Origin of the sequence: Microvirga sp. RSM25 (genome assembly GCF_044784385.1) — a bacterium.
Classification (GTDB): Bacteria; Pseudomonadota; Alphaproteobacteria; order Rhizobiales; family Beijerinckiaceae; genus Microvirga; species Microvirga tunisiensis.
This window is the reverse complement of sequence record NZ_CP173039.1, coordinates 4,299,129-4,323,513: the sequence shown is the minus strand read 5'-3', so window position 1 is coordinate 4,323,513 and position 24,385 is coordinate 4,299,129. Positions and strand designations below refer to the sequence as shown.

Below are 24,385 nucleotides of genomic sequence, written 5' to 3'. Positions count from 1 at the left end.
TCGGAAAAACCCATGCTAGTGCACCCTCGCCTGACGGGCGGAGAAGGCTTTCGCTCCGGGCTCATTTCCACACCTGACGGGTTTCCCGAGGGCCTTGTTCGCAGGCTTTCCCGGTCCGAGGCCCGTTAAGACACGAGAGAGACGGTTACGTGGCGCAAAGCGGTTCGCAAGAAGGACCCCTCCTGTCGGGCGTAGCATTGCGCTATGCGTCGGCGCTGTTCGAACTCGCTCGGGAAGCGAATGCCGTGGATGCCGTTGCCGGCGATCTCGCCCGCTTCGGTGAGTTGATCCGCGGCAGCGACGACTTGCAGCGCCTGATCCAAAACCCCATCTTTACGGTTGAAGAGCAGTCGAACGCGATCGGAGCCATTCTCGACAAGGCCGCCATTTCGGGTCTTGCGGGCAACTTCATCCGCCTCGTGGCGGCCAAGCGCCGGCTCTTCGTGCTGCCCGACATGATCCGCGCCTATCAGGACCTCGTGTCCGATGCGAAGGGCATTGTCCGGGCGCAGGTCACCCTGGCGGAAGCGCCGTCCGACACAGTCCTGAACGAAATCAAGGCGGCGCTGCGCGACGTCGCCAAGGCTGACGTCTCCGTCGACGTCAAAATCGACCCGAGCCTCATCGGCGGTCTCATCGTGAAGATGGGCTCCCGCATGGTGGATGCTTCGGTGCGCACCAAACTCAATTCCATTCGTCTAGCGATGAAAGAGGTCCACTGATGGACATTCGAGCCGCTGAGATCTCCGCGATCCTCAAAGAGCAGATCAAGAACTTCGGCACCGAGGCTGAAGTCACCGAAGTCGGGCAGGTCCTGTCCGTGGGTGACGGCATCGCCCGTTGCTACGGCCTCGACAATGTCCAGGCCGGTGAGATGGTGCAGTTCGAGTCGGGCGTGCAGGGCATGGCCCTCAACCTCGAGACCGACAATGTCGGCATCGTGGTGTTCGGCTCCGACCGCGAGATCGCCGAAGGCCAGACCGTGAAGCGCACGGGCGCCATCGTGGACGTGCCGGTCGGCAAGGGCCTGCTCGGCCGCGTCGTCGACGCGCTCGGCAACCCCATCGACGGCAAGGGTCCGATCGTGGCCACCGAGCGCCGCCGCGTGGACGTGAAGGCTCCCGGCATCATTCCGCGCAAGTCCGTTCACGAGCCGATGGCGACGGGCCTCAAGTCCATCGACGCCCTCATCCCGGTCGGCCGCGGCCAGCGCGAGCTGATCATCGGCGATCGCCAGACCGGCAAGACCGCCATCGCCCTCGACACGATCCTCAACCAGAAGCCGCTGAACCAGGGCGACGACGAGAGCCAGAAGCTCTACTGCGTCTATGTCGCCATCGGCCAAAAGCGCTCCACGGTTGCCCAATTCGTGAAGGTTCTCGAAGAGAACGGCGCGCTGGAATATTCCATCATCGTCGCGGCCACCGCTTCGGACCCGGCCCCGATGCAGTTCCTGGCGCCCTTCGCCGGCTGCGCCATGGGTGAGTTCTTCCGTGACAACGGCATGCATGCCGTGATCACGTATGACGATCTGTCCAAGCAGGCCGTCGCCTACCGCCAGATGTCCCTGCTGCTCCGCCGTCCGCCGGGCCGCGAGGCCTATCCGGGCGACGTGTTCTACCTGCATTCGCGGCTCCTGGAGCGCGCGGCGAAGCTCAACGAGGACAACGGCTCGGGTTCGCTCACCGCTCTGCCGGTCATCGAGACGCAGGCGAACGACGTGTCGGCCTACATCCCGACCAACGTGATCTCGATCACCGACGGCCAGATCTTCCTCGAGACGGACCTGTTCTACCAGGGCATTCGCCCGGCGGTGAACGTCGGCCTCTCGGTGTCGCGCGTGGGCTCTTCGGCCCAGACGAAGGCGATGAAGAAGGTCGCGGGCAAGATCAAGGGCGAGCTGGCCCAGTACCGCGAGATGGCGGCTTTCGCCCAGTTCGGCTCCGACCTCGACGCCACGACCCAGCGCCTGCTGAACCGCGGTTCGCGTCTGACCGAGCTCCTGAAGCAGCCGCAGTTCTCGCCGCTGAAGATGGAAGAGCAGGTCGCCGTGATCTATGCCGGCGTGAACGGCTACCTCGACAACCTGCCTCTCAACCGGGTCCGTGCGTTCGAGGACGGTCTGCTCTCGCTCCTGCGCGGCAAGCACACCGATCTTCTCGAAGCCGTTCGCGCTTCGAAGGACCTGTCGAGCGACTCGGAGGCGAAGCTCAAGGACGTCGTCCAGAACTACGCCAAGTCTTTCTCGTAAAGACTTCCGTTCTCGCAAGATCCAGCCGGATTACCGGAGAGGGTAGGGCCGCTCGATGCCGAGCTTAAAAGACCTTCGTAACCGCATCGCCTCGGTCAAGGCGACGCAGAAGATCACCAAGGCCATGCAGATGGTGGCCGCCGCAAAGCTGCGCCGCGCGCAGAGCGCGGCGGAAGCCGCGCGTCCTTACGCGGAGCGCATGGCTGTGGTGCTCGGCAACCTCGCGTCCGGCATCACCGTCGGACCCGAGACGCCGCGCCTGCTCGCCGGCACCGGTTCCGACCGCGTTCATCTGCTGATCGTCTGCACCGCGGAGCGTGGTCTCTGCGGTGCCTTCAACTCCTCGATCGCGCGTCTTGCCCGCGACCATGCCAACCGGCTGCTCGCCGAGGGCAAGACGGTCAAGATCATCTGCGTCGGCAAGAAGGGCTACGACATCCTGCGTCGGCAGTTCGCCGAACAGATCATCGAGCTCATCGACCTGCGCTCCGTGCGCCAACTCGGCTTCGAGCAGGGCGACATGATCGCCCAGAAGGTGCTTGCCCGTTTCGAGGCCGGCGAGTTCGACGTGGCGACCTTGTTCTACTCGCGCTTCCGCTCGGTGATCGCCCAGATCCCGACGGCGCAGCAGATCATCCCGGCCCAGCTCGAGGCCAGCGCCGGCGCGACCGACGCGGTCTACGAGTACGAACCCGATGAAGGCGAGATCCTGACGACGCTCCTGCCGCGGAATCTCACCGTGCAGATCTTCCGCGCGCTGCTTGAGAACGCCGCTTCCGAACAGGGCGCCCGCATGAGCGCCATGGACAATGCGACCCGCAACGCGGGCGAAATGATCAAGAAGCAGACGATGACCTACAACCGGTCGCGTCAGGCGATGATCACCAAGGAACTGATCGAAATCATCTCGGGCGCCGAGGCGCTCTGACGACATCCGAGAGGAGCCACCTATGGCCAACACCGCCACTACCCCCGGCATCGCAACCGGACACATCACCCAGGTCATCGGCGCCGTCGTCGACGTGCAGTTCGAAGGCCACCTGCCGGAGATCCTGAACGCTCTCGAGACCACCAACGGCGGCAACCGCCTGGTGCTCGAAGTGGCTCAGCAGCTCGGCGAGAGCACGGTGCGCTGCATCGCCATGGACACCTCCGAAGGCCTCGTGCGCGGCCAGCCGGTCACCGACACCGGCGCACCGATCTCGGTGCCGGTCGGCGCCGGAACGCTCGGCCGCATCATGAACGTCATCGGAGAGCCGGTGGACGAAGCCGGACCGATCCCGTCGGAAGGCGTCCGCGCCATCCACCAGCCCGCTCCGTCTTATGCCGAGCAGGCCACCGAGGCTCAGATCCTCGTCACCGGCATCAAGGTCGTCGACTTGCTCGCTCCATACGCCAAGGGCGGCAAGATCGGCCTGTTCGGTGGCGCGGGCGTCGGCAAGACCGTGCTCATCATGGAGCTCATCAACAACGTCGCGAAGGCTCACGGCGGCTACTCCGTGTTCGCCGGCGTCGGCGAGCGCACCCGCGAGGGCAACGACCTCTATCACGAGATGATCGAGTCGGGCGTGAACAAGCATGGCGGCGGCGAAGGCTCCAAATGCGCCCTCGTCTACGGCCAGATGAACGAGCCCCCGGGCGCCCGCGCCCGCGTCGCGCTCACCGGCCTGACGGTTGCCGAGAACTTCCGCGACCAGGGCCAGGACGTGCTGTTCTTCGTCGACAACATCTTCCGCTTCACGCAGGCGGGCTCCGAGGTGTCGGCGCTTCTCGGCCGTATTCCTTCGGCGGTGGGCTACCAGCCGACATTGGCCACCGACATGGGCATGCTGCAGGAGCGCATCACCACCACCAACAAGGGTTCGATCACCTCGGTGCAGGCCATCTACGTGCCCGCCGACGATCTGACCGATCCTGCTCCGGCCGCTTCCTTCGCCCACCTCGACGCCACGACCGTGCTCTCGCGCTCGATCGCCGAGAAGGGTATTTATCCTGCGGTGGATCCGCTCGACTCGACCTCGCGCATGCTCTCCGCCGCGATCCTCGGCGAGGAGCACTACAACGTGGCGCGCTCGGTCCAGCAGATCCTGCAGCGCTACAAGTCGCTTCAGGACATCATCGCGATCCTGGGCATGGACGAACTGTCGGAAGAGGACAAGCTGACCGTGGCCCGCGCCCGCAAGATCGAGCGCTTCCTGTCGCAGCCCTTCTTCGTGGCCGAAGTGTTCACCGGCTCGCCGGGCAAGCTCGTTGCTCTCGAAGACACCATCAAGGGCTTCAAGGGTCTCGTGGAAGGCCAGTACGATCATCTGCCTGAGGCTGCCTTCTACATGGTCGGCAGCATCGAAGAGGCGGTCGAGAAGGCTCAGCGCCTCGCGGCCGAAGCGGCTTAATCAAAGTTCGTGCTATCCCGGAGACGTGCCTGCACGCTCCGGGATAACTTTGTCCAAAGCGTATCTCCCAAACGATTCCCGAACACTCATCGGGATGACGAGGAGCTCAGATGGCTACCTTCAACTTCGAACTCGTCTCCCCCGAGCGTGTGCTGTTCTCCGGCGACGTCGATGCCGTCGTGCTGCCGGCGACCGAGGGCGACATGACGGTTCTGGCCGGCCACTCGCCGGTGATGACGGCCCTCAAGACCGGGTTCCTCGTCATTACCAGCACCCCTGGCAACGGACGGCGGGTTCTCGTTCGTGGCGGCTTCGCCGATGTGAACCAGAACGGCCTGACGGTTCTCGCCGAACGCGCACTTCCTGAGGAAGAGCTGACCCAGGATATCCTCGACCAGGAAATCCTGACGGCCGAAATGCATTACGATGCCACCAATGATCCGGCAGCCAAGCACGCGGCGGAATCGGCGGTCGCGCAATTGCGCGAGGCGAAGGCTGCCCTGAACTTCTAAAGCTTGAAACAACCCGGCCCCGAGCCGGGTTTTTCTTTGATGGACCACGCCGCACCGCTCATCCTGACGCTCCAGTTCGACGAACGCTCCTTCGCGTTCTTCGACGAGCAAAGGCGGCGCTACTTTCCGCCGGAACGGAACTTCATCCCGGCGCATCTGACACTGTTCCATCATCTGCCCGGCGAGCACGCCGGAACCATCCGGCAGGACATCGAGGCTTATGCCTCACGTCAGCATCCCTTCACTCTCCATGTGAAAGGCCTGCGCTCCCTCGGACGCGGTGTCGCCTACACGCTCGAGTCCGTTGAGCTGGCCGAGATGCGCCGGCATCTTGCCATGCAATGGAATGACTGGCTCAAACCTCAGGATCGCCAGAACCACCTGCCGCATGTGACGGTGCAGAACAAGGTCGCTCCGACTGCCGCGAGGGCTCTTCTGGAAGAGCTGAGCGACAGTTTCGAGCCGTTTCGGGCCGAGGCCGTCGGGCTGGAGTTGTGGTGGTATCGCGGCGGGCCCTGGGAGCGCGTGCGAGGTTTCCGGTTCACACCATGAGTCCATTATGTCATGGCCGGGTTTGTCCCGGCCATCTCGACGAGGAAAAGCTCCGGTGTCCGACAAATCGTCATCACCGGCACAAGGCCGGTGATGACGTGAAACAGGTATAGAACACCGAAGGATCGGGGAAAGGCGCTACGCCTCACTCCCCCATCGCAATCAGGTTCGCGTTGCCGCCGGCGGCCGCCGTGTTGATCGTCACCGTCTGCTCGGTGGCAAAGCGCAGGAGGTAGTGCGGACCGCCGGCCTTAGGGCCGGTACCGGACAGCCCGTGACCGCCGAAGGGCTGCACGCCGACGACAGCACCGATCATGTTGCGGTTCACGTAGACATTGCCCACCGACAAAGCCTGCACGACGCGCTCCACGGTCGCGTCGATGCGCGAGTGGACGCCGAGCGTCAGGCCATAGCCGGAGCCCTCGATGGCCCGCAGCACGTCCTCCAGGCGATCCGCCTTGTAGCGCACGACGTGCAGAACCGGACCGAACACCTCCTGCGCGAGATCGTGGGGCTTGTTGAGTTCGAAGATGTGCGGCGCCACATAAGTCCCGACCGAAGGGGCCTCGCCGGCATAATGCACTTTGGCGGAGCGCTTCATGGCCTCGACATGCGCATCGAGCTTGTCCTTCGCCTCGCGGTCGATCACGGGACCAACCTGGGTCGCGATTTCGCGTGGATCGGCGATCTTCAATTCGCGTGCATTGCCGGCGATCATCTCGATCATGCGATCGGCCACATCGTCCTGCACGCAGAGCAGGCGCAGGGCCGAGCAGCGCTGACCGGCGGAGCGGAAGGCGGACATCACCACATCGTCGGCGACCTGCTCGGGCAGAGCGGTCGCATCGACGATCATGGCGTTGATGCCGCCGGTCTCGGCGATCAGCGGCACGATAGCCGCATCCTTGTTCGCGAGCGTGCGGTTGATGATGCGGGCCACCTCGGTCGATCCGGTGAAGACCACACCGGCCACATCCTTGTGCTCCACGAGACGCGCACCCACGCGTCCATCGCCGGGCACAAGATGAAGCGCCGCCTTCGGCACTCCCGCCTCATGCAGGATGCGCACGGCGAGATCCGCGATGAGCGGCGTCTGCTCGGCAGGCTTCGCCACGACCGCATTGCCGGCCATCAGCGCGGCGCCGACCTGACCGAGGAAGATGGCAAGGGGGAAATTCCAGGGCGAGATCGCCACGAACACGCCGCGGCCGCGCAGGCGCAGCACGTTGCTCTCGCCCGTTGGCCCCGGCATCGCCTCGCCTGTGCCGAAGAGACTGCGACCCTGAACGGCGTAGTAGCGCAGGAAATCGATCGCTTCGCGTACCTCGGAGAGCGCGTCGTCGAGGGTCTTGCCGGCTTCGACCTGCAGCAGGTGCAGCAGCGCACCGCGTCGCTCCTCCAGAAGATCGGCGGCGCGCTGGAGCACCTTGGCACGCGCATTTGCGTCCGTACGGCTCCACTTGGCGAAGCCGGCACTGGCCGCAGCCATGGCGCGGTCGGCCACTTCCGGTGAGGCTTCCGTCACCTGGCCGGCCACCGTCGTGCCGTCGATGGGGCTGATGACAGGACGTGACGAGCCGGATGCCGCCTTGCCATCGATCAGCGGCTCGGCCTTGAAGCTCTGCTGCGCGCCGCGCTTGATCTCGGCGAGGAACGCATCGAGCGAGGCATGGTGGCCGAACTCCACGCCCTTCGAATTGGTACGCTCGGGGCCATAGAGATCACGCGGCAGGGGAAGCCTGGAATGGCGCGCCTTGTCGGCGGACACGATGATGTCGGCCGGACGCTTCAAGAGGGACTGAATCGGAACGTTGGTATCGGCCGCGACCGAGACGAAGGAGGAATTCGCGCCGTTCTCCAACAGGCGGCGCACGAGATAGGCGAGAAGATCGCGATGGCCGCCCACCGGCGCGTAGGCGCGGCACGCCAAGCCCGGATTGTCCTCCAGAAGGCGCGCGTAGAGGGCCTCCCCCATGCCGTGCAGGCGCTGGAACTCGTAGCCCTCCGTGCCGCCGGCGCGCTCAATGATGGATGCGACGGTCAACGCGTTGTGCGTGGCGAATTGTGGGTAGATGCGCGGGCGCAAGCTCAGCATCTTCTCGGCGCAGGCCATGTAGTGCAGGTCCGTCATCGCCTTGCGGGTGAAGACCGGATAATCGTCGAGGCCGCGCTCCTGGGCGCGCTTCACCTCCGTATCCCAATAGGCGCCCTTCACGAGGCGCACCATGAGCTGACGGTCGTAGCGCTCCGCCATGGCGGCAATGGCGTCGACCACCGAGCCGGCGCGCTTCTGATAGGCCTGGATGGCGAGGCCGAAGCCCTTCCAGTCGGCGAGGGACGGATCGGCGAGCACGGCTTCGATCACTTCGAGCGAGAGTTCGAGCCGGTCGGCTTCCTCGGCATCGATGGTGAAGTTGAGGTCGTAGGACTTCGCTTGTCGAGCCAGTTCGATCACGAGCGGCACCAGTTCGCGCAGGACCCGGTCGCGGCTCGTGGCTTCATAGCGCGGATGAAGCGCCGAGAGCTTCACCGAGATGCCGGGACGATTCGGGAGCGGCTCGTTGCCGGCCGAGCGGCCGATGGCGTCGATAGCGGAGGCGTAGGACTGGAAATAGCGGCGCGCATCCTCGGCAGTGCGGGCGCCTTCGCCCAGCATGTCGAAGGAATAGCGGTAGAGGCGTCCCTTGGACGACGTAGCGCGCTTGAGCGCCTCCTCGATGGTCTGGCCGAGCACGAAGTGGTTGCCCATGACCCGCATGGCCTGACGGGTGGCGGTGCGCACGGCAGGAAGGCCGAGGCGCTTGGTGAGCTGGCCGAGAATGCTCTCCGGCGTCTCGCCGGGCTGGATGATGCGCGCCGTAATGCCGAGCGCCCAGGCCGAGGCCGAGACGAGGAAGGCATCCGACTTCGACTCGTGACCGGCAAAATCGGCCTGACCCAGCTTGTCCTCGATCAGCCGGTCGGCGGTGGCCCCATCCGGCACCCGCAGCAGGGCCTCGGCGAGAACCATCAGGGCAAGGCCTTCCTTGGTGGAGAGCGCGTATTCCCGCAGCATCTCCTCGACGCCGCCGAGGCCGCCGCCTTTGGCGCGGATCGCCTCGATCAGGCGGGCGGCCTGCTCGTCCACGCGTGTCTCCCTCTCCGGCGAGAGACGCGAACCGGCGAGAAGCCGGGCCGCAATGGCCTTGTCGTCTTCCGCGAAGGGCGGGTTGAAGGGCAGGGCGGCGCTGGGGGCAGGGCTCATCGGAAATCCTCTGGATGGTTCCCGGAATATATGAGGCTGATGACCGCGTTTCGATGGCAAAATTGCCGGATTTGCCTTAGGAGCAGCGGCAAGACTGTAGGAAGACCGTGAAAATGACGGATTTGGACCGGATCGATCGCAAGATCCTCAAAGCTCTCCAGGCCGATGGCCGCATCGCCACCGTGGAGCTTGCCGAAAAGGTGGGATTGTCGCCCACCTCGACCGGCGAGCGTGTGAAACGTCTCCAGCGCGAGGGGGTCATTGCCGGGTACGGCGCGAGGCTCGATCCGCACCGGCTCGGCCTCGAACTCCTGGTCTTCGTCGAAGTCTCCCTCGACAAGACGACGCCCGACGTCTTCGAGAAGTTCGCCGCTGCCGTGAAGCGAGCCCCCGAGGTTCTCGAGTGCCACATGGTGGCGGGCGGCTTCGATTATCTGGTGAAGACCCGGGTGGCCGACATGGCCGCCTATCGCCGCTTTCTCGGCGAGATCCTCCTCGCCCTGCCGGGCGTGAAGGAGACCCGCACCTATGCGGTGATGGAGGAGGTGAAGAGCGACGGGATGCTGCCGGTGTGACCTCCGCACCATGTCGTGGCCGTCCCCGGACTCGGTCCAGGGATCGGTCCCGGCCATCTTCGCCTTGCCGCTTTTCCGTCCTCTTACCTCATCCTGAGGAGCAGCCGTGAGGCTGCGTCTCGAAGGAGGATCCGGTGCACTCTGGATGTTCCTTCGAGACGGTCGCTCCGTGACCTTCTCAGGATGAGGGCGGGGGGATTGGAAATGCAGATGGGAATCACCGGCACAAGGCCGGTGATGACGATCAAAAAGGGCGCATTTAGCCGGTAGCGGTCTTTTCCTCGTCCTTCGTCTTCCAGAGGGAGAAGACGACGCCGCCGGCGATCAGGGCGAGAGTCACGCCGAGCGAGATGGTGGGATCGAGTTTGCCCACGATCTGGTTCCAGAAGATCTTGCCACCGATGAAGATGAGCACCAGTGCCAAAGCGTATTTCAGGTAGTGGAACCGGTGCACCATGGCGGCCAAGGCGAAATAGAGCGCCCGCAGGCCGAGGATCGCCATGATGTTGGCCGTATAGACCACGAAGGTGTCCGTGGTGATGGCGAAGATCGCCGGCACCGAGTCCACCGCGAAGATCAGGTCGGCGACGTTGATCACAACCAGGGCCAGGAAGAGCGGTGTTGCCCAGGTGACGATCCTGCCCGTTTTCGGATCGGGCTCGCGCACGAAGAAGTGCTGATCGTGAAGGCGGTTCGTCACCCGCATGTGCTTGCGCAGGGTACGGACGAGCGGGTTCTTCTCGATGTCGGGATCGCTTTCGGGAACGACCAGCATCTTGATGCCGGTCGCGATCAGGAAGGCGCCGAAGACGTAGAGAATCCAGGCATATTCCTGCACCAAGGCGGCGCCCAACGCGATCATGATGCCGCGCAGAACGATGACGCCGATGATGCCCCACACAAGGGCGCGGTACTGGTATTTCCGAGGGATCGCGAAGTAGCTGAAGATCAGCGAGATCACGAAGACGTTGTCGATGGACAGGGACTTCTCGATGAAGAACCCCGTGAAGTAGGCGATGCCCGCATGGCTGCCGTCCTGGGTCACCAGGAGGCCGGTCTCGAACGACCACCAGATATAGGCGCCGAAAAGTGCCGAGATGCCGATATAGAAGGCGGACAGCAGGAGGCTCTCCTTCACGCCGAGCTCCTTGTCCTTTCTGTTCAGGACACCGAGATCGAAAGCGAGGAGAAAAACGACAAGGCTCAGGAAAGCCGTCCACATCCAGACGGGCTTTCCCAGCCATTCCACAAGTAGGAATTCTGGCATAACCGGACCTTTGATTGCTTCTGTTCAAGCATCGGCTCCGACATCACAGTCGCATGCTTACGTCCTGCCAGAGGGGCCCGGGCGCCGATGGGTCCAACGTGGGAAGCGTTCTCGCAGCCTTCAAGGGTCTCGAACCTGAGAACTTCTGCTCAATTTTGCGTCAAGTGCACGCCCCGAGGGCAGGGATGCCCGGGCAAGAGACTTGACCCGGAGAGCCGATCTGATTGCATGGTCAAGAACCGGGCAGGCGGCCAAAAAGAGTGCCACGAGGCTCCAAACCATAAAGACAGAGGTGACGGTGATGTTTGCGGATCGTTCGACGAAGGCGACGTGGATCAGGGGGATGCTGGCAGGTGCGGCAGCGCTTCTCGGGTCCGCTGCCGCCCAGGCTCAGACGCCGGTGCGGTTCTCCCTGGACTGGCGCTGGGAGGGGCCGGCGGCCCCCTTCGCCGTTGCGATCGACAAGGGCTACTTCAAGGCTGAGGGGCTCGATGTGACGATCGATCCGGCGGCGGGCTCCCGCGAGCCGATCTCCCGCGTGGCTTCCGGCACCTACGATGTGGGCTTCGGCGACGTGAACTCCCTCGTGCGCTTCCGCGACGAGAACCCGGGCACCGACATCAAGGCCGTGATGGTGATCTACGATCGTCCGCCCTTTGCCATCATCGGGCGCAAGAGCCGCGGCATCACCAAGGAGGTATCGAGCCTTCAGGCCAAGAAGCTCGGCGCTCCCGCGGCCGACGGCGCCTATGCGCAATGGCCGATCTTCAAGACGGTCAACAAGATCGACGATTCCACCATGAAGTTCGAGAACGTGGGCTTCCCGGTCCGCGAGCCTATGCTGGCGCAGGGCGAAGTCGATGGGGTGTTCGGCTTCTCCATGTCCTCCTACATCAACCTGAAATCCCGTGGCGTGCCGGCGGAAGATATCGTCGTGATGCTCATGAGCGATTATGGTGTCGATCTCTACGGCAATACGATCATCGTCTCGCAGAAATTCGCCCAGGAGAAGCCCGAGGCCGTGAAGGGCCTGCTGCGCGCGATCATGAAGGGTGTGCAGGACACGGTGAAGGACCCGTCGAGTGCGGTCGATTCGGTGATCAAGCGCAACGACGTGGCCAAGAAGGACGTGGAACTCGAGCGCCTCAAGATGGTGCTGGAGCAGAACATGATCACTCCTTGGGTGAAGGAGAATGGCTTCGGCGGCATCGACAAGGACCGCTTCGCCAAGGCCCTCGACCAGATCGGCCTGACCTTCGCCTACAAGGCCAAGCCTGAGGTCGGCGCCGTGTTTACGGAGGAGTTCCTCCCGGCTGCCGACCAGCGCAAAATAGACTGATATCGCGAGCCCGGCTGTCACGGCAGCCGGGCTCTTCTTTTGGCTCACCGGCTTTATTTCATGAAACCCTTTGTCGACATTCACGACGTCACCCACGTCTATGCGCGGGCGGAAGATGGCCTGCCCGCTGTCAGAGACCTGAACCTCAAGGTGAACGAGGGCGAGTTCGCCGCCATCGTCGGCCCCTCGGGCTGCGGCAAGTCCACGCTCATGAAGCTCGCCACCGGATTGCAGTTTCCCCGCGAAGGCACTGTGATCGTGGATGGCAGGGAAGTGGGAGCTCCTGTCAAACTCGCCGGGATGGCCTTCCAGAATCCCACCATGCTGCCCTGGCGCACGACTCTCGACAACATTCTCCTGCCGCTGGAGATCGTGGAGCCGCACCGCTCGCGGCTGCGCCGTCACAAGGCGGAATATGTCGCCAAGGCCGAGAGCCTTCTTGCCCAGGTAGGCCTGAAAGGGCAGGGGCATAGGTTTCCTTGGCAGCTCTCCGGCGGCATGCAGCAGCGTGCCTCCCTCTGCCGCGCGCTGATCCATGAGCCGAAGCTCCTGATGCTCGACGAGCCCTTCGGTGCGCTCGACAGCTTCACCCGCGAGGAATTGTGGTGCGTGATGCGCGATCTCCACGCGGCGCAGAATGTCACGATCATCCTCGTCACCCACGATCTGCGCGAGGCCGCCTTCCTGTCGGACCGGATCTTCTGCATGAGCGCGCGGCCGGGCCGGATCGTTGCCGAGCGGGAGGTGGAGTTCGCGCGGCCGCGCGATCTCGAAATCACCTACACGCCGGAATTCTCCGCTCTCGTCCATGAATTGCGCGGCCACATCGCGCAGGCGCGCAAGGCGGCCTGAGAGACCCATGAAAACCAAGAATCAGCTCGCCCTTGCACCTTGGGTCTTCACCATCGGCTTCTTCGTGCTCTGGGAGATCGTCTGCCGCGGGCTCAAAGTGTCGAGCTTCATCCTGCCGGCGCCCTCTACGATTCTTCTCGCCGTGTGGGAGTACCGGAGCCAGCTCGCCTACCATGCCATGCACACCCTCTGGATGACGCTGGCAGGCTTCGGCCTTGCGGTCGGGTTTGGCCTGCTGCTCGGCATGGTGCTTGGTTCCTCGCGCCTCATCAATGCCGGCTCCTACCCGTTACTCGTGGGCTTCAACTCGATCCCGAAGGTGGCCGTGGTGCCGATCCTCGTGTTCTGGTTCGGCGTCGGCTGGGTGCCGCCGGTCATGACGGCCTTCCTGATCTCGTTCTTTCCCATCGTGGTGAACGTCGCCACGGGCATTTCCACGGTGGAGCCGGAAATGGAGGACGTGCTGCGAGCGCTCGGCGCTTCGAAGCGCGACATCGTGTTCAAGGTCGGCTTGCCACGTGCCATGCCGTATTTCTTCGGCTCGATGAAGGTCGCGATCACGCTGGCCTATGTGGGCTCCGTCATCGGCGAGCAGAACGCCTCGAATGTCGGCATCGGCAACCTGCTCACCCGCGCTTCCGCGGCCTTCGAGGTGCCCCTCGTCTGGGCAGCCCTCCTGGTGCTCGCGGTGCTCGGAGTCATCATGTACGCGATCACGGCCTATGCGGAGCGGTCCATGACCGGCTGGGCGCAGCGCTCGCAGATGGCGGCATGAGATACGCTCTCGCCTTTTAAAGAGCTCTTGAGCGGCTTAGGCCTTCACGTCATGGCCGGGCTCGTCCCGGCCGTCCCGATCGGAAGAGCGCTGGGTCGGCCTTCTGCGAAGACCAAAGCCAAGTCCTACCTCCTCAACGACAGCGGATTGTCCGACAATGCCGCCGCATCGGGCTGATCGACGGCGGGGCGCCCGAGAAAGGCGTTCCAGAGCTTTTCCACCGTCTCACGCTCCAGATCGTCGACAATGAAGACGATGCGGCTGCGCCGGTCCTCGCTCGGCCAGGACGGCAGTACGGCGGGAACGTGGACGATATGCTGGACGCCGTGAATGACGACCGGATGTTCGGGATCCTCCGCCAAGGCCACGAGGCCCTTCACGCGCAGCAGCTTCGATCCTTGAGACGAGCGCAGGAGATCCAGGAACATGTCGAGCGTGCCCTGGCGGATCGGCTGGTCGCTGGTGAGGCAGAAGGCGCGGATTCGCTCGTCGTGCCGGTTCACGTCGTGATGATGGTGGTGATCGTGGCCGTGATGGTGGTGATGTCCGTGCTGGTGCGCATGGCTCTCGCGTTCCGCCTCCTCCACGGCCTCCGTCTTCAGCCATTCGGCCACGTCGGCGATCTTGCCGTCGAGGCCGAAGAGGCCGCCCGCAATTACCGCCTCAGCCGGGGCACTCGCTTCCAGAAGTGCAGCGCCTGGATTGAGCTGGTGCAACCTCTCACGCAATCGCGTGAGGCTCTCCTGGTCCTGAACGAGATCGGTCTTGGTGATGACGATCCGCTCGGCAACGGCGGCCTGCTTGACGGCTTCACGATGGGCATTCAGGGTGGCGGAGCCGTTGACCGCATCGACCGCCGTCACCACGCCTTCAACCGCGTAACGCATCGAAAGATAGGGGTGGTAAAGCACGGCGTGGAGGATCGGTGCCGGATCGGCGAGGCCCGTGGTCTCGATGATCACGCGCTTGAACGGCAGGATGCGGTCGTTGTCGCGCTTGCGCAGCAGGTCCTCGAGCGTCGCGATGAGGTCGCCGCGCACGGTGCAGCAGAGACAGCCGGCGGAGAGCAGCACCATGCCCTCGTCGATGGTTTCCACCAGCAGGTGATCGAGGCCGATCTCGCCAAACTCGTTCATGATGACCACCGTGTCCTGCAGCGCCGGATCCTTCAGGAGCCGATTGAGCAGCGTCGTTTTCCCGGAGCCCAGGAAGCCGGTGAGGATGGTGAGCGGAATCGGCGCGGGAGGGGTCATGGTCGTTGTCATATCAATCCGCAATCGGCACCAGAGGTGCGTTCTTCAGGCGTCGCTGGTCCAACAATACGTTGGCAATGATGGCTGCCAGCACAAGAGCCCCGCCCGCAACCTGCAGAGGAGCCAGGGTCTCGTTCAGGATGAGGGCCGAGGACAAAGCCGCCACCACGGGCTCGGCGCAGTAGACGATCCCGGCCGCCACCGCCGTGATGCGCCCGAGTGCCAGAAACTGCAGCACGAAGCCGATAATATAGCCCCCGATGGTCATGGCGACCGCGAAGGGAGCGAGCGCCAGTGCGGAAGGGGGCGCGAGCTGCCCCGCCGCCAGGCTGATGAGGGCTGCGGTCGGGAGAACGAGCAGATGAATCCAGAAGGTCTTGGCGATGACGCCGGTCCTGCGGCAGCGCGCAGCGGCGAAGAACTGGATCGCCGTGGCGATGCTCGCCGCGAAGGCCAGCGCCAGACCGCGCCAGTCGAGAACTCCAAAGGCGGGCCCGACGACGAGGGCGACGCCGAGGGTGGCCAGCGCCACCACGCCGAGCAGGGCGGGCGTGAGTCTGGTTCCCTCCACGAAGGGGCTCGCGAGCACGATCAGGATCGGAAAGGTGTAGAACACCACCGCCGCCACGGTGACCGGGATGAAGGCGACCGACGAGAGATAGCAGAGGCCCACGAAGGCGGTGGAAACCCCGAGCAGAAGGAGCGTGCCCCGCTCCTCCCGCGCCGCCTTCAGGGAGCTTCTCGTGACAGCGGCGACGATGCCGACCAGCACAAGCATCAGGAAGACCCGGTAGACCACGATGGCCGAGCCGCTGGCGCCCGCGAAGGAAGCGATGCGCGCATAGACGATGTTGAAGCCGTAGAGGCTGGCCGAGGCAAGGGCGAAGAGGAGGCCGTTGGCGGGAGAGGAGGAGCGAGTCATCACGACATTTTGGATTGGGACGCTGCACCGTTCGCGCGGATCGCCTGCGAAAGCAAGGGAGCAAGCAAAACGCCCGGTCGTCGACCGGGCGTTGCGGAAGATCTTTTGTCTCGCAGATCAGTTCGCGACGGATTTGGGCTTCGCGGCGGCATCGGCCTTTTGAGGAGCCTTTGCCTTCGTGTCGGCGGGGGCCTTGGCAGCAGGCTTGGAGGCGGGTTTGGCGCTGCCGGTCACCGGCTTGACGGCGACGCTGGCGCGCGGCTGCTCCTTGCCCTTCGCCGTGGCCTTCACAGGCTCCCTGTCGGCCGCCTTCTTATCGTCCGACGTCTTGGAATCAGCGTCCTTGGCATTAGCGTCCTTGGCATCGGCGTCCTTGGCATCGGCGTCCTTGGCATCGGCGTCCTTGGTCAGCGTCTTCTTGGAAGCGGTGGCCTTCTTGGTCTTCGCCTTGCGGGCCTGCTCGGCGGCCTCTTCCGCTGCGGCTTGAGCGGCAAGCTCGGCCTCGGAGGGGGGATTAAGCCCGATCCAGACGCGTTCCGGCTGAACAGTGGTGCGGGGGCCGAGCACGGTGCGCACCGGCTTCTCGGCCGATCCCCCGCAAAGGCCATGACCTCGGAGGAGAACAGGTTCGGGATGTTGCTGTCGGTCTCGGCGACGGCCGGAGCATCCTCTTCCTGCGGCATCGGTCCGCGTCGGTCGCAGATGACGGGGCGCATGTCGGGCGGCGTGGCATTGGCCGAGGTGGGCAGGGCCGTGAGTTCCGGATTGGTGAAGTTCACCTTGCTGTTGAAGCCGCGGTCGAACAGCTCGGCGGCCTTGATCGTGCGCTCATTGGCGGATTGGGCGCCGAGCACGACCGTGATCAGATGGCGTCCGTTGCGTGTGGCGCTCGCCACCACGTTGAAGCCGGCCGAGCAGATGAAGCCGGTCTTCATGCCGTCGGCGCCGGGATAGCGGCCGATGAGCCCGTTGGTGTTGCGCATGATGCGCCGGCCGAACTGGACCGCCCCGATGTCGAACAGATCTTTATGCTCGGGAAATTCCAGCAGCAGCGCGCGGGCCAGAATCGCCATGTCGCGGGCCGAGGTCTGATTGCGCTCGTCGGGAAGGCCATGGGGGTTGGCGAAGTGGCTGCTGACCATGCCGAGGCGCTGGGCCTGGGCGTTCATCAATTCCGCAAAGCCGTCGATCGAGCCGCCGATGTTCTCGGCGATGGTCGCGGCAATATCGTTCGCCGACTTGACCATCAAGATCTTGAGGGCGTTGTCGAGACGAATCTCCGTGCCGGGCTTGAAGCCCATCTTGGACGGGGGCAGGGCCGCCGCGCCGTCGGACACGGTGAGCAGCGTCTCCATGCTCATCTGGCCGGAGCGGACCTTGTCGAGAGCCACATAGACCGTCATCAGCTTGGTGATCGAGGCCGGAAACCAGGGGTCGGTCGCCCGCTCCGCGTGCAAAACGCGGCCGGATTCGAGTTCAACGACAAGAGCAGGGCCGCCGGCGGCCAGAGCCGAACCGCTCATCAGAGCGGCAAAGGCAAAGGCTGTCACGCGGAGGGCTCGGCTAACGTTCATGCGGAACGACTCCTTGGCTTCGTCCAACGATAGGAGAGGATCTCGATCAAGCCCCGCCTGTCAGCTGGGCTATTTTTAGTCCCAAACCTTGACCTTGGCTAGGCTGGGGGGCTTTTTGCTTGTTTGTACCGCCCTTCTTAACGAAATCCGTGGCAAGAGAGTGGCAAGAGCGGTGCGGTTTGAAGATCGATATGACAACATCCCTTCTCTGGATTCCGGTGACACTGGCCGCCGCGGCCGCGCAGACCGGCCGCAACGCGACGCAGCGGCGCCTGACCGAGACCATCGGAACCGTGGGAGCGACCCAGGTCCGGTTTCTCTACGGATTCCCCTTCGCGCTTCTCGCCCTGGCTGTGATGAACCTTGTGACCGGGGAGGTTGTTCCAGGGCCCAACGCAACCTTCCTGACTTATGCCCTCACCGGTGCCGTCACCCAGATCCTTGCCACGGCCCTCATGCTTGCGGCCATGCGCGAGCGTGCCTTCTCGGTGGTCACGGCCTATACCAAGACCGAGCCGGTCCAGGTGGCCCTGTTCGGTCTGGTGCTGCTCGGGGATCATCTGACGCCGGCCATGGGACTGGCCATTGCCGTTGCGACGTCAGGGGTTCTGCTCATGTCCGTGAAGCCGGGCACGAGCCTCACGTCATCGGGGGCGAAGCCCGTTCTCTTCGGCCTCGCCTCGGGAGCCTTCTTCGCTCTGGCGGCGATCGGATTTCGCGGCGCCATCCTGTCGCTCGATGAGGGCTCCCCCTGATCCGGGCTTCCACGACCCTGGTCTGGGGCTTGGGCCTGCAGACGACCATTCTCCTGATCTGGCTCGGGCTCTTCGACCGCAAGGCGCTGATGGCGAGCTTCAAAGCTTGGCGTCCTTCGCTGGGGGCAGGCTTTCTCGGGGCGCTCGCCTCCCAGTTCTGGTTCATCGGCTTCGCGCTCACGACGGCGGCGAATGTGCGCACGCTTGCTCTCGTGGAGGTGCTGATGGCGCAGGCCGTGTCCCATCGCTTCCTAGCGCAGGCGACGACCCGGCGGGAACTGGCCGGCATGCTGCTGATTCTCGCCGGCGTCGGCCTGCTGCTGCTGGCGCAGCGGTAGCTTGTCGCTGCGGCAGTCGCATGATATCGAACAACGTTACATTTCATCTGAACGTGTTCGGGCCCACCTTTCATGACCGATGCCGCCGCCCCTGAGACTGTTCAACCCGCCTATCGCGTCCTCCAGGTCGGCGATCCGGTTCCGTGGTTCAAGCAGAACTCGACCAGCAATCCGCACTACAGCTTCGACACGGCGGCCGGCCGCTACGTCGTCCTGTGCTTCTACGGAACGGGTTCGGACGAGGTCGGGCGCGCGACGCTGATGTCGTTCCAGGAGGAGCATCGTGACCTGTTCGACGACGACAAGATCACCCTGTTCGGCGTGAGCGTCGATCCGTCGGACGAGTCGGACATGCGGGCGAAGCAGATCATCCCCGGTATCCGCCATTTCTGGGACTTCGACGGCGCTGTCGGACGCCTCTACGGGGCTCTTCCGCGCAACACCCTGCCGGCCCAGTCGCAGATCCCGATCCGCCGCTTCTGGATGGTGCTCAACCCCACCCTGCGCGTGCGCGCCATCTTCCCGTTCGAACAGGATGGCAGCGATCGTGGGAAGGTGATCGCTTACCTGCGGGCCCTGCCGCCGGTGAGCCAGTTCTCCGGTTTCGAGATACCCGCCCCCGTGCTGGTCATCCCGGACGTGTTTGAGCCTGAATTCTGCCGCCACCTGATCGGTCTCTATGAACAGCATGGCGGCGAGGAATCGGGCTTCATGCGCGAGGTTGACGGCAAGACCGTCGCCACCCACGATCCGAACCACAAGCGGCGCAAGGATTACACGATCACGGATCCGAACCTGGTCCGGCAGGTGCAGCACCGCATCGTCCGCCGCATCAATCCGGAGATCGAGCGGGTGCATTTCTTCAAGCCCTCGCGCATGGAGCGCTACATCGTCTCCTGCTACGCGGCCGAAGACGGTGGGCATTTCCGTGCGCACCGGGACAACACGACGAGCGGCACGGCTCATCGCCGATTTGCGGTCTCGATCAACCTCAACAGCGACTTCGAGGGTGGCGAGATCAGTTTCCCGGAATACGGACCGCGCAGCTACAAGGCTCCAGCCGGCGGGGCCGTGGTGTTCTCATGCCCGCTTCTTCATGCGGTGTCTCGCGTCACGCAGGGGCGCCGTTTCGCCTTCCTGCCCTTCCTCTATGACGAGGAAGCCGCCAAGATCCGTGAGGCGAACAATGCTCATCTCGGCGAGGGCGTGGGCGCCTACAAGGCATGAATGCCGTCATTCAGCGACAATGCCAGGGGCAGGATGGCGTCTCGGGTGAGCGGGGCGAGCGGCGTGTCGCCCGGCTCACGCGGATCGACCCAGGTATATTCCTCGATCTCGGCCTGACAGGCGATGTCTCCCGCAAGGCTGGCCGCATACATCGTGGCCCGCACCCTTTGCCCCGGTTCGTTTGCCGCCGGAGCCTCGAAGACGCCGAGCTTCTTCGTGGACCCTGGAACGACGCCGCAGCCGAGTTCCTCGCGCAATTCCCGTGCGAGCGAATCCGGATCGCTCTCGCCCGGTTCGCGCTTGCCGCCGGGCTGCATGAAGCTTTCCGTGCCGCGCTTGCGCACGAGCAGAACATGGCCATGCTGGTTGCGGATGAGGGCCGCGACGATCTCGATCACCGCTCGCCCGCCTTGATCCATTTGTCCACCTTCGGCGGCTCATAGGCACGAACAGCCTCGATCAGGCCGGCAGGCTGGTTCTCGACGATCAGCATCGCCCGGTGAATCGGCTTCACGAAACCGCGCTCGACCACATCGTCCAGGAAATCCGTCAGCTTGTCGTAGAAGCCGCCGGCGTTCAGGAGCGCGCAGGGCTTGCGATGGTAGCCGAGCTGCGCCCAGGTCCAGACCTCGAACAATTCCTCGAAGGTGCCGAGGCCGCCCGGCAGGGCGATGAAGCCGTCCGCGAGTTCCGCCATCAGCGCCTTGCGCTCGTGCATGGAGCCCACCACCCGCAGGTCGCTCAATCCGCCATGGGCGATCTCCTTGTCGATCAGCGCCTGCGGCATCACCCCGATCACATGGCCGCCCCTGGCGAGAGCCGCATCGGCGACCGCTCCCATCAGGCCAACGGAGGCGCCGCCATAGACCAGCTCGATCCCCTGGGCCGCCATGGTCTCGCCGAGCGCCCGCGCCGCCTCGCGATAAACCGGATCCTGGCCGCTGCTGGAGCCGCAGAAGACACACAGGCGCATGGGACTTTCCTTCGTGATTCGCGTCATGCATCGATGAACGACAGGACGAGGCCAAGCTCAAGACCATGTTCATGGGCGTATCTGACATGCGCTCATGTGGCTTGCTGAATGCCCCAAAGAGGGCCACCTTGTCTTCCAACAACACAATCATCGAGGAGACATCCATGACTGCCTGCATCGTCGGCTGGGCGCACACCCCCTTCGGCAAGCTCGATACCGAGACCGTCGAGAGCCTGATCGTCCGCGTCGCCAACGAGGCGCTGGAGCATGCGGGCTTGGCCGCCGAGGATGTGGACGAGGTGGTGCTCGGTCATTTCAATGGCGGTTTCTCGGCTCAGGATTTCACCGCCTCCCTCGTCTTCCAGGCCAACGACAAGTTCCGGTTCAAGCCGGCGACCCGGGTCGAGAACGCGTGCGCGACAGGCTCGGCCGCCGTGCACCAGGCGATCAAGACCATCGAGGCCAGGCGCGCCAAGACCGTGCTGGTGGTCGGCGTCGAGCAGATGACGAAGACGCCGGGTCCCGAGATCGGCAACATTCTCCTCAAGGCCTCCTACCTGCCCGAGGACGGCGATACGCCGGGCGGATTTGCCGGCGTGTTCGGCAAGATCGCGGGCACCTACTTCCAGCGTCACGGCGACCAGTCCGATGCGCTGGCGATGATCGCGGCCAAGAACCACAAGAACGGCGTCGACAATCCTTACGCTCAGATGCGCAAGGACCTGGGCTTCGATTTCTGCCGCGCCGAGAGCGAGAAGAATCCTTTCGTCGCGGGCCCCTTGAAGCGCACCGACTGCTCGCTCGTGTCAGACGGTGCCGCAGCACTGGTCCTGGCCGATACCGAAACGGCGCTTCGGATGAAGCGTGCGGTCGCCTTCCGGGCCACGGCCCATGCGCAGGATTTCCTGCCCATGTCGAAGCGTGACATCATCCAGTTCGAGGGCTGCGCCGAGGCTTGGCGGCGCGCCCTGTCCCAGGCCGGCATCCAGCTGACGGATCTGTCCTTCGTCGAGACCCACGACTGCTTCACCATCGCGGAGCTCATTGAATACGAGGCCATGGGCCTGACCCCTCGAGGCCAGGGCGCGACCGCGATCAAGGAAGGCTGGACGAATCGCGACGGCAAGCTGCCGGTGAATCCCTCCGGCGGCCTCAAGTCCAAGGGTCACCCCATCGGGGCGACCGGCGTCTCCATGCATGCCCTGTCCGCCATGCAGCTCTGCGAGGAGGCCGGCGGCATCCAGGTGAAGAACCCGGTGCTCGGCGGCATCTTCAACATGGGCGGCGCCGCGGTGGCGAACTACGTGAGCGTGCTCGAGCGGATCAAGTGAGCGGGTACAAGGCGCCTTGCGGGCTTGGAATGCCACACCACAAGTCATCACCGGCCTCGTGCCGGTGATCCCGATCAGAGCGGCATAGTCCCCTTCCAATCATCATGACCAGGACAAGCCCGGCCGTGGCAGGTCAGGAGGTTTTTCGCCTATTCCCCCGGCGCCTTGGCCTGAATGGCCAGGGCGTGCAGGCCCCTGTCGAAGGCACCCTTCAGGGTGTCATTGACGAGGCGGTGGCGCTCGACCCGGCTCTTGCCGGAAAAGGCTTCCGATACGATATAAACCTGGAAATGAGTTTCTCCGCCCTCCCGCCATCCGGCATGGCCGTGATGCTTTTCTGATTCGTCGGTGACGGTCAGTTCGGTCGGCTGCAGGCTCTCCTGCAAATTTTGTGTGATCCAGTGCTGAAGGGTCATGCTGTTTTGTAAACCTTTTTGAACGGGTCTGCGGCGAAAAGCGTTCAGGCCTTGGCTCAAGGCCCCAAGCCACTCATAATCGCTGAATCATGGATCTCAACTCGCCACTTTTCGACAGCATCCGCATCAAGCCTTCCTCCGACGAACCGCAGGAGGCCAAGGGACCCGTCTGCGAGCACCCCTCCTGCAAGGCCGCGGGCGAATACCGCGCGCCCAAGGGGCGGGACCGGGAAGGCCAGTACTGGCGCTTCTGCCTGCAGCACGTGCGCGAGTACAATGCCTCCTACAACTATTTCACCGGCATGTCCGACAGCGCCGTCGCGGCCTTCCAGAAGGATGCCATCATCGGTCATCGCCCGACCTGGGCCATGGGCGTGAACGCCGCCGGGAGCGGCGAGGGGCAGAGCGCTCAACAGGAGACCCGGGACTGGGCCTATGTCGATCCTCTGGGAATCCTCAGGGGCGAGGATTTCACCCAGGCGCGGACCAGCCGGGCCCGGCCCGAGCCGAAGCGCCCGCGTTATACGGGGGCCGTGCGCCGGGCCCTGGACATCCTCGGCCTCGACGAGACGGCCGACGGATCCGCCATCAAGGCCCAGTACAAGGCCCTGGTGAAGCGATTCCACCCGGACGCCAATGGCGGCGACCGGTCCTTCGAGGAGCGCCTGCGCGACATCATCAAGGCGCACGATGCCCTCAAAAGCGCCGGCCTGTGCTGAAACGATATCCTTTTAGGCAAGGCAGCTAGGCGGATTAGGAAATTGCACCGTTCCGTCATGGGGGTTAAGAAGCCCATGACATTTTCGAGACACACTCCAAAGACCAAGAGGCCCCTATGACGGCACATACCGAGACAGCGACCCTTACGCCGGACATGAAGGTGTCCGTGCGACAGGTCTTCGGCATCGACTCGGATCTTGAGGTCCCGGCCTTTTCGCAAGCCGAGCAGCATGTGCCCGATTTTGATCCCGACTATCTCTTCGACCGCGATACGACCCTTGCGATCCTTGCGGGCTTCGCGCGCAACCGCCGCGTCATGATCACCGGCTATCACGGCACCGGCAAGTCGACCCATATCGAGCAGGTCGCCGCTCGCCTCAACTGGCCCTGCGTACGCGTGAACCTGGACAGCCACGTCTCCCGGATCGATCTCGTCGGCAAGGACGCCATCGTGCTGCAGGAGGGCAAGCAGGTCACCGCCTTCCAGGACGGCATCCTGCCCTGGGCCCTGCAGAACAATGTGGCTCTCGTGTTCGACGAATACGATGCCGGCCGCCCGGACGTGATGTTCGTGATCCAGCGCGTGCTGGAGCAGTCGGGCAAGCTCACCCTGCTCGACCAGAAGCGCGTGATCCGGCCTCACCCGGCCTTCCGCCTCTTCGCCACCGCCAATACGGTGGGCCTGGGCGATACCTCGGGCCTGTATCACGGCACGCAGCAGATCAACCAGGGCCAGATGGACCGCTGGTCCATCGTCACGACGCTCAACTACCTGCCGCACGACAAGGAAGTGGACATCGTCCTGTCCAAGGCGAAGCACTACCAGGAGGATGCGTCAGGTCGGGACATCGTCAACAAGATGGTGCGCGTGGCCGATCTCACCCGCTCGGCCTTCATGAACGGCGATCTCTCGACCGTCATGAGCCCGCGCACGGTGATCACCTGGGCCGAGAACGCCGAGATCTTCGGCGACACGGGCTTCGCCTTCCGCGTCACCTTCCTGAACAAGTGCGACGAGCTCGAGCGCTCTCTCGTGGCCGAGTTCTACCAGCGCTCCTTCGGCAAGGAACTGCCGGAGAGCGCCGTGAACATGGTGCTGTCGTAAAGCTAATCCTG

General features: G+C 64.1%; 23 protein-coding genes and 1 pseudogene. 15 read left to right on the top strand and 9 right to left on the bottom strand.

Going from position 1 to position 24,385, the window contains the following annotated elements; all coding sequences use genetic code 11:
• Window positions 1–149: 149 nt before the first annotated feature.
• From ACD578_RS20510 to ACD578_RS20485, 6 genes are all read left to right on the top strand, one after another.
• Complete coding sequence (locus ACD578_RS20510) at window positions 150–722, top strand: F0F1 ATP synthase subunit delta (RefSeq protein ID WP_404288028.1); 573 nt, start codon at window positions 150–152, stop codon at window positions 720–722.
• Window positions 722–2,251 (top strand): F0F1 ATP synthase subunit alpha, encoded by a 1,530-nt coding sequence (atpA, locus tag ACD578_RS20505; RefSeq protein WP_404288026.1) that lies wholly within the window; start codon window positions 722–724, stop codon window positions 2,249–2,251. Before ACD578_RS20510 ends, atpA begins: the two co-directional genes overlap by 1 nt.
• A gap of 55 nt (window positions 2,252–2,306) precedes the next feature.
• Entirely contained in the window at window positions 2,307–3,179 is an 873-nt protein-coding gene (locus ACD578_RS20500; RefSeq protein ID WP_404288024.1) for a F0F1 ATP synthase subunit gamma, read from the top strand.
• A gap of 22 nt (window positions 3,180–3,201) precedes the next feature.
• Window positions 3,202–4,644 (top strand): F0F1 ATP synthase subunit beta, encoded by a 1,443-nt coding sequence (gene atpD, locus ACD578_RS20495; protein ID WP_152710002.1) that lies wholly within the window; start codon window positions 3,202–3,204, stop codon window positions 4,642–4,644.
• 110 nt (window positions 4,645–4,754) lie between these two features.
• Window positions 4,755–5,156, top strand: a complete 402-nt coding sequence (locus tag ACD578_RS20490; RefSeq protein ID WP_152710004.1) for a F0F1 ATP synthase subunit epsilon — start codon at window positions 4,755–4,757, stop codon at window positions 5,154–5,156.
• A gap of 39 nt (window positions 5,157–5,195) precedes the next feature.
• Window positions 5,196–5,708: a 2'-5' RNA ligase family protein gene (locus tag ACD578_RS20485; protein ID WP_404288021.1), complete on the top strand. Its 513-nt coding sequence runs from the start codon at window positions 5,196–5,198 to the stop codon at window positions 5,706–5,708.
• Window positions 5,709–5,853: 145 nt separating this feature from the next.
• On the opposite strand, the gene putA is transcribed toward ACD578_RS20485, so the two are convergent.
• Window positions 5,854–8,952, bottom strand: coding sequence for a bifunctional proline dehydrogenase/L-glutamate gamma-semialdehyde dehydrogenase PutA (gene putA, locus ACD578_RS20480; RefSeq protein ID WP_404288019.1), 3,099 nt, complete (start codon window positions 8,950–8,952; stop codon window positions 5,854–5,856).
• Between the two features lie 113 nt (window positions 8,953–9,065).
• Between putA and ACD578_RS20475 the strand changes: the two genes are divergently transcribed.
• Entirely contained in the window at window positions 9,066–9,527 is a 462-nt protein-coding gene (locus ACD578_RS20475) for an Lrp/AsnC ligand binding domain-containing protein (RefSeq protein ID WP_099510218.1), read from the top strand.
• Window positions 9,528–9,786: 259 nt separating this feature from the next.
• On the opposite strand, the gene ACD578_RS20470 is transcribed toward ACD578_RS20475, so the two are convergent.
• Window positions 9,787–10,794, bottom strand: coding sequence for a TerC family protein (locus tag ACD578_RS20470; protein ID WP_404288017.1), 1,008 nt, complete (start codon window positions 10,792–10,794; stop codon window positions 9,787–9,789).
• Between the two features lie 301 nt (window positions 10,795–11,095).
• Here ACD578_RS20470 and ACD578_RS20465 point away from each other — a divergent pair, with 301 nt between their 5' ends.
• From ACD578_RS20465 to ACD578_RS20455, 3 genes are read left to right on the top strand one after another with little or no spacing between them, the layout of a single operon-like run.
• Complete coding sequence (locus tag ACD578_RS20465; RefSeq protein WP_404288015.1) at window positions 11,096–12,133, top strand: ABC transporter substrate-binding protein; 1,038 nt, start codon at window positions 11,096–11,098, stop codon at window positions 12,131–12,133.
• Between the two features lie 60 nt (window positions 12,134–12,193).
• Window positions 12,194–12,985: an ABC transporter ATP-binding protein gene (locus ACD578_RS20460; protein ID WP_404288013.1), complete on the top strand. Its 792-nt coding sequence runs from the start codon at window positions 12,194–12,196 to the stop codon at window positions 12,983–12,985.
• Window positions 12,986–12,992: 7 nt separating this feature from the next.
• Window positions 12,993–13,760 (top strand): ABC transporter permease, encoded by a 768-nt coding sequence (locus ACD578_RS20455; protein WP_404288011.1) that lies wholly within the window; start codon window positions 12,993–12,995, stop codon window positions 13,758–13,760.
• A gap of 125 nt (window positions 13,761–13,885) precedes the next feature.
• Here the strand turns inward: ACD578_RS20455 and ACD578_RS20450 are convergent, their stop codons facing one another.
• From ACD578_RS20450 to ACD578_RS20435, 4 genes are all read right to left on the bottom strand, one after another.
• Window positions 13,886–15,013 (bottom strand): CobW family GTP-binding protein, encoded by a 1,128-nt coding sequence (locus tag ACD578_RS20450; protein WP_404288009.1) that lies wholly within the window; start codon window positions 15,011–15,013, stop codon window positions 13,886–13,888.
• Between the two features lie 13 nt (window positions 15,014–15,026).
• Complete coding sequence (locus ACD578_RS20445) at window positions 15,027–15,935, bottom strand: EamA family transporter (RefSeq protein WP_404288007.1); 909 nt, start codon at window positions 15,933–15,935, stop codon at window positions 15,027–15,029.
• Window positions 15,936–16,052: 117 nt separating this feature from the next.
• Window positions 16,053–16,226, bottom strand: a complete 174-nt coding sequence (locus tag ACD578_RS20440) for a hypothetical protein (RefSeq protein ID WP_404288004.1) — start codon at window positions 16,224–16,226, stop codon at window positions 16,053–16,055.
• Window positions 16,227–16,342: 116 nt separating this feature from the next.
• A complete protein-coding gene (locus ACD578_RS20435; protein ID WP_404288002.1) occupies window positions 16,343–17,509 on the bottom strand; it encodes a D-alanyl-D-alanine carboxypeptidase family protein in 1,167 nt (388 codons plus the stop codon).
• A gap of 191 nt (window positions 17,510–17,700) precedes the next feature.
• Here ACD578_RS20435 and ACD578_RS20430 point away from each other — a divergent pair.
• Both ACD578_RS20430 and ACD578_RS20425 read left to right on the top strand, forming a co-directional pair.
• A pseudogene (locus tag ACD578_RS20430) lies at window positions 17,701–18,602 on the top strand (EamA family transporter).
• 72 nt (window positions 18,603–18,674) lie between these two features.
• A complete protein-coding gene (locus ACD578_RS20425) occupies window positions 18,675–19,829 on the top strand; it encodes a 2OG-Fe(II) oxygenase (RefSeq protein ID WP_404288000.1) in 1,155 nt (384 codons plus the stop codon).
• Here ACD578_RS20425 and ACD578_RS20420 read toward each other — a convergent pair.
• Window positions 19,817–20,227, bottom strand: a complete 411-nt coding sequence (locus ACD578_RS20420) for an NUDIX domain-containing protein (protein WP_404287998.1) — start codon at window positions 20,225–20,227, stop codon at window positions 19,817–19,819. The two genes, ACD578_RS20425 and ACD578_RS20420, sit on opposite strands and share 13 nt — an antisense overlap.
• Window positions 20,224–20,802, bottom strand: coding sequence for a TIGR00730 family Rossman fold protein (locus tag ACD578_RS20415; protein ID WP_404287996.1), 579 nt, complete (start codon window positions 20,800–20,802; stop codon window positions 20,224–20,226). The genes ACD578_RS20420 and ACD578_RS20415 overlap by 4 nt, the downstream gene beginning before the upstream one ends.
• Window positions 20,803–20,966: 164 nt before the next feature.
• On the opposite strand from ACD578_RS20415, the gene ACD578_RS20410 reads away from it, so the two are divergent.
• Window positions 20,967–22,133: an acetyl-CoA acetyltransferase gene (locus ACD578_RS20410; RefSeq protein ID WP_404287994.1), complete on the top strand. Its 1,167-nt coding sequence runs from the start codon at window positions 20,967–20,969 to the stop codon at window positions 22,131–22,133.
• A gap of 149 nt (window positions 22,134–22,282) precedes the next feature.
• Here ACD578_RS20410 and ACD578_RS20405 read toward each other — a convergent pair whose 3' ends face one another.
• Window positions 22,283–22,549 (bottom strand): BolA family protein, encoded by a 267-nt coding sequence (locus ACD578_RS20405; RefSeq protein WP_404293966.1) that lies wholly within the window; start codon window positions 22,547–22,549, stop codon window positions 22,283–22,285.
• An 89-nt stretch (window positions 22,550–22,638) separates the two neighbouring features.
• Between ACD578_RS20405 and ACD578_RS20400 the strand changes: the two genes are divergently transcribed.
• Both ACD578_RS20400 and cobS read left to right on the top strand, forming a co-directional pair.
• A complete protein-coding gene (locus ACD578_RS20400; protein WP_404287992.1) occupies window positions 22,639–23,268 on the top strand; it encodes a J domain-containing protein in 630 nt (209 codons plus the stop codon).
• Between the two features lie 116 nt (window positions 23,269–23,384).
• Window positions 23,385–24,374, top strand: coding sequence for a cobaltochelatase subunit CobS (cobS, locus tag ACD578_RS20395; protein WP_152710035.1), 990 nt, complete (start codon window positions 23,385–23,387; stop codon window positions 24,372–24,374).
• Window positions 24,375–24,385: the final 11 nt, after the last annotated feature.

Coding starts and splice junctions, on each gene's coding strand:
- atpA (WP_404288026.1), top strand. CDS start 722: ATGGACATTCGAGCCGCTGAGATCTCCGCGATCCTCAAAGAGCAGATC.
- ACD578_RS20500 (WP_404288024.1), top strand. CDS start 2,307: ATGCCGAGCTTAAAAGACCTTCGTAACCGCATCGCCTCGGTCAAGGCG.
- atpD (WP_152710002.1), top strand. CDS start 3,202: ATGGCCAACACCGCCACTACCCCCGGCATCGCAACCGGACACATCACC.
- ACD578_RS20490 (WP_152710004.1), top strand. CDS start 4,755: ATGGCTACCTTCAACTTCGAACTCGTCTCCCCCGAGCGTGTGCTGTTC.
- ACD578_RS20485 (WP_404288021.1), top strand. CDS start 5,196: ATGGACCACGCCGCACCGCTCATCCTGACGCTCCAGTTCGACGAACGC.
- putA (WP_404288019.1), bottom strand. CDS start 8,952: ATGAGCCCTGCCCCCAGCGCCGCCCTGCCCTTCAACCCGCCCTTCGCG.
- ACD578_RS20475 (WP_099510218.1), top strand. CDS start 9,066: ATGACGGATTTGGACCGGATCGATCGCAAGATCCTCAAAGCTCTCCAG.
- ACD578_RS20470 (WP_404288017.1), bottom strand. CDS start 10,794: ATGCCAGAATTCCTACTTGTGGAATGGCTGGGAAAGCCCGTCTGGATG.
- ACD578_RS20465 (WP_404288015.1), top strand. CDS start 11,096: ATGTTTGCGGATCGTTCGACGAAGGCGACGTGGATCAGGGGGATGCTG.
- ACD578_RS20460 (WP_404288013.1), top strand. CDS start 12,194: ATGAAACCCTTTGTCGACATTCACGACGTCACCCACGTCTATGCGCGG.
- ACD578_RS20455 (WP_404288011.1), top strand. CDS start 12,993: ATGAAAACCAAGAATCAGCTCGCCCTTGCACCTTGGGTCTTCACCATC.
- ACD578_RS20450 (WP_404288009.1), bottom strand. CDS start 15,013: ATGACCCCTCCCGCGCCGATTCCGCTCACCATCCTCACCGGCTTCCTG.
- ACD578_RS20445 (WP_404288007.1), bottom strand. CDS start 15,935: ATGACTCGCTCCTCCTCTCCCGCCAACGGCCTCCTCTTCGCCCTTGCC.
- ACD578_RS20435 (WP_404288002.1), bottom strand. CDS start 17,509: ATGAACGTTAGCCGAGCCCTCCGCGTGACAGCCTTTGCCTTTGCCGCT.
- ACD578_RS20425 (WP_404288000.1), top strand. CDS start 18,675: ATGACCGATGCCGCCGCCCCTGAGACTGTTCAACCCGCCTATCGCGTC.
- ACD578_RS20415 (WP_404287996.1), bottom strand. CDS start 20,802: ATGCGCCTGTGTGTCTTCTGCGGCTCCAGCAGCGGCCAGGATCCGGTT.
- ACD578_RS20410 (WP_404287994.1), top strand. CDS start 20,967: ATGACTGCCTGCATCGTCGGCTGGGCGCACACCCCCTTCGGCAAGCTC.
- ACD578_RS20405 (WP_404293966.1), bottom strand. CDS start 22,549: ATGACCCTTCAGCACTGGATCACACAAAATTTGCAGGAGAGCCTGCAG.
- ACD578_RS20400 (WP_404287992.1), top strand. CDS start 22,639: ATGGATCTCAACTCGCCACTTTTCGACAGCATCCGCATCAAGCCTTCC.
- cobS (WP_152710035.1), top strand. CDS start 23,385: ATGACGGCACATACCGAGACAGCGACCCTTACGCCGGACATGAAGGTG.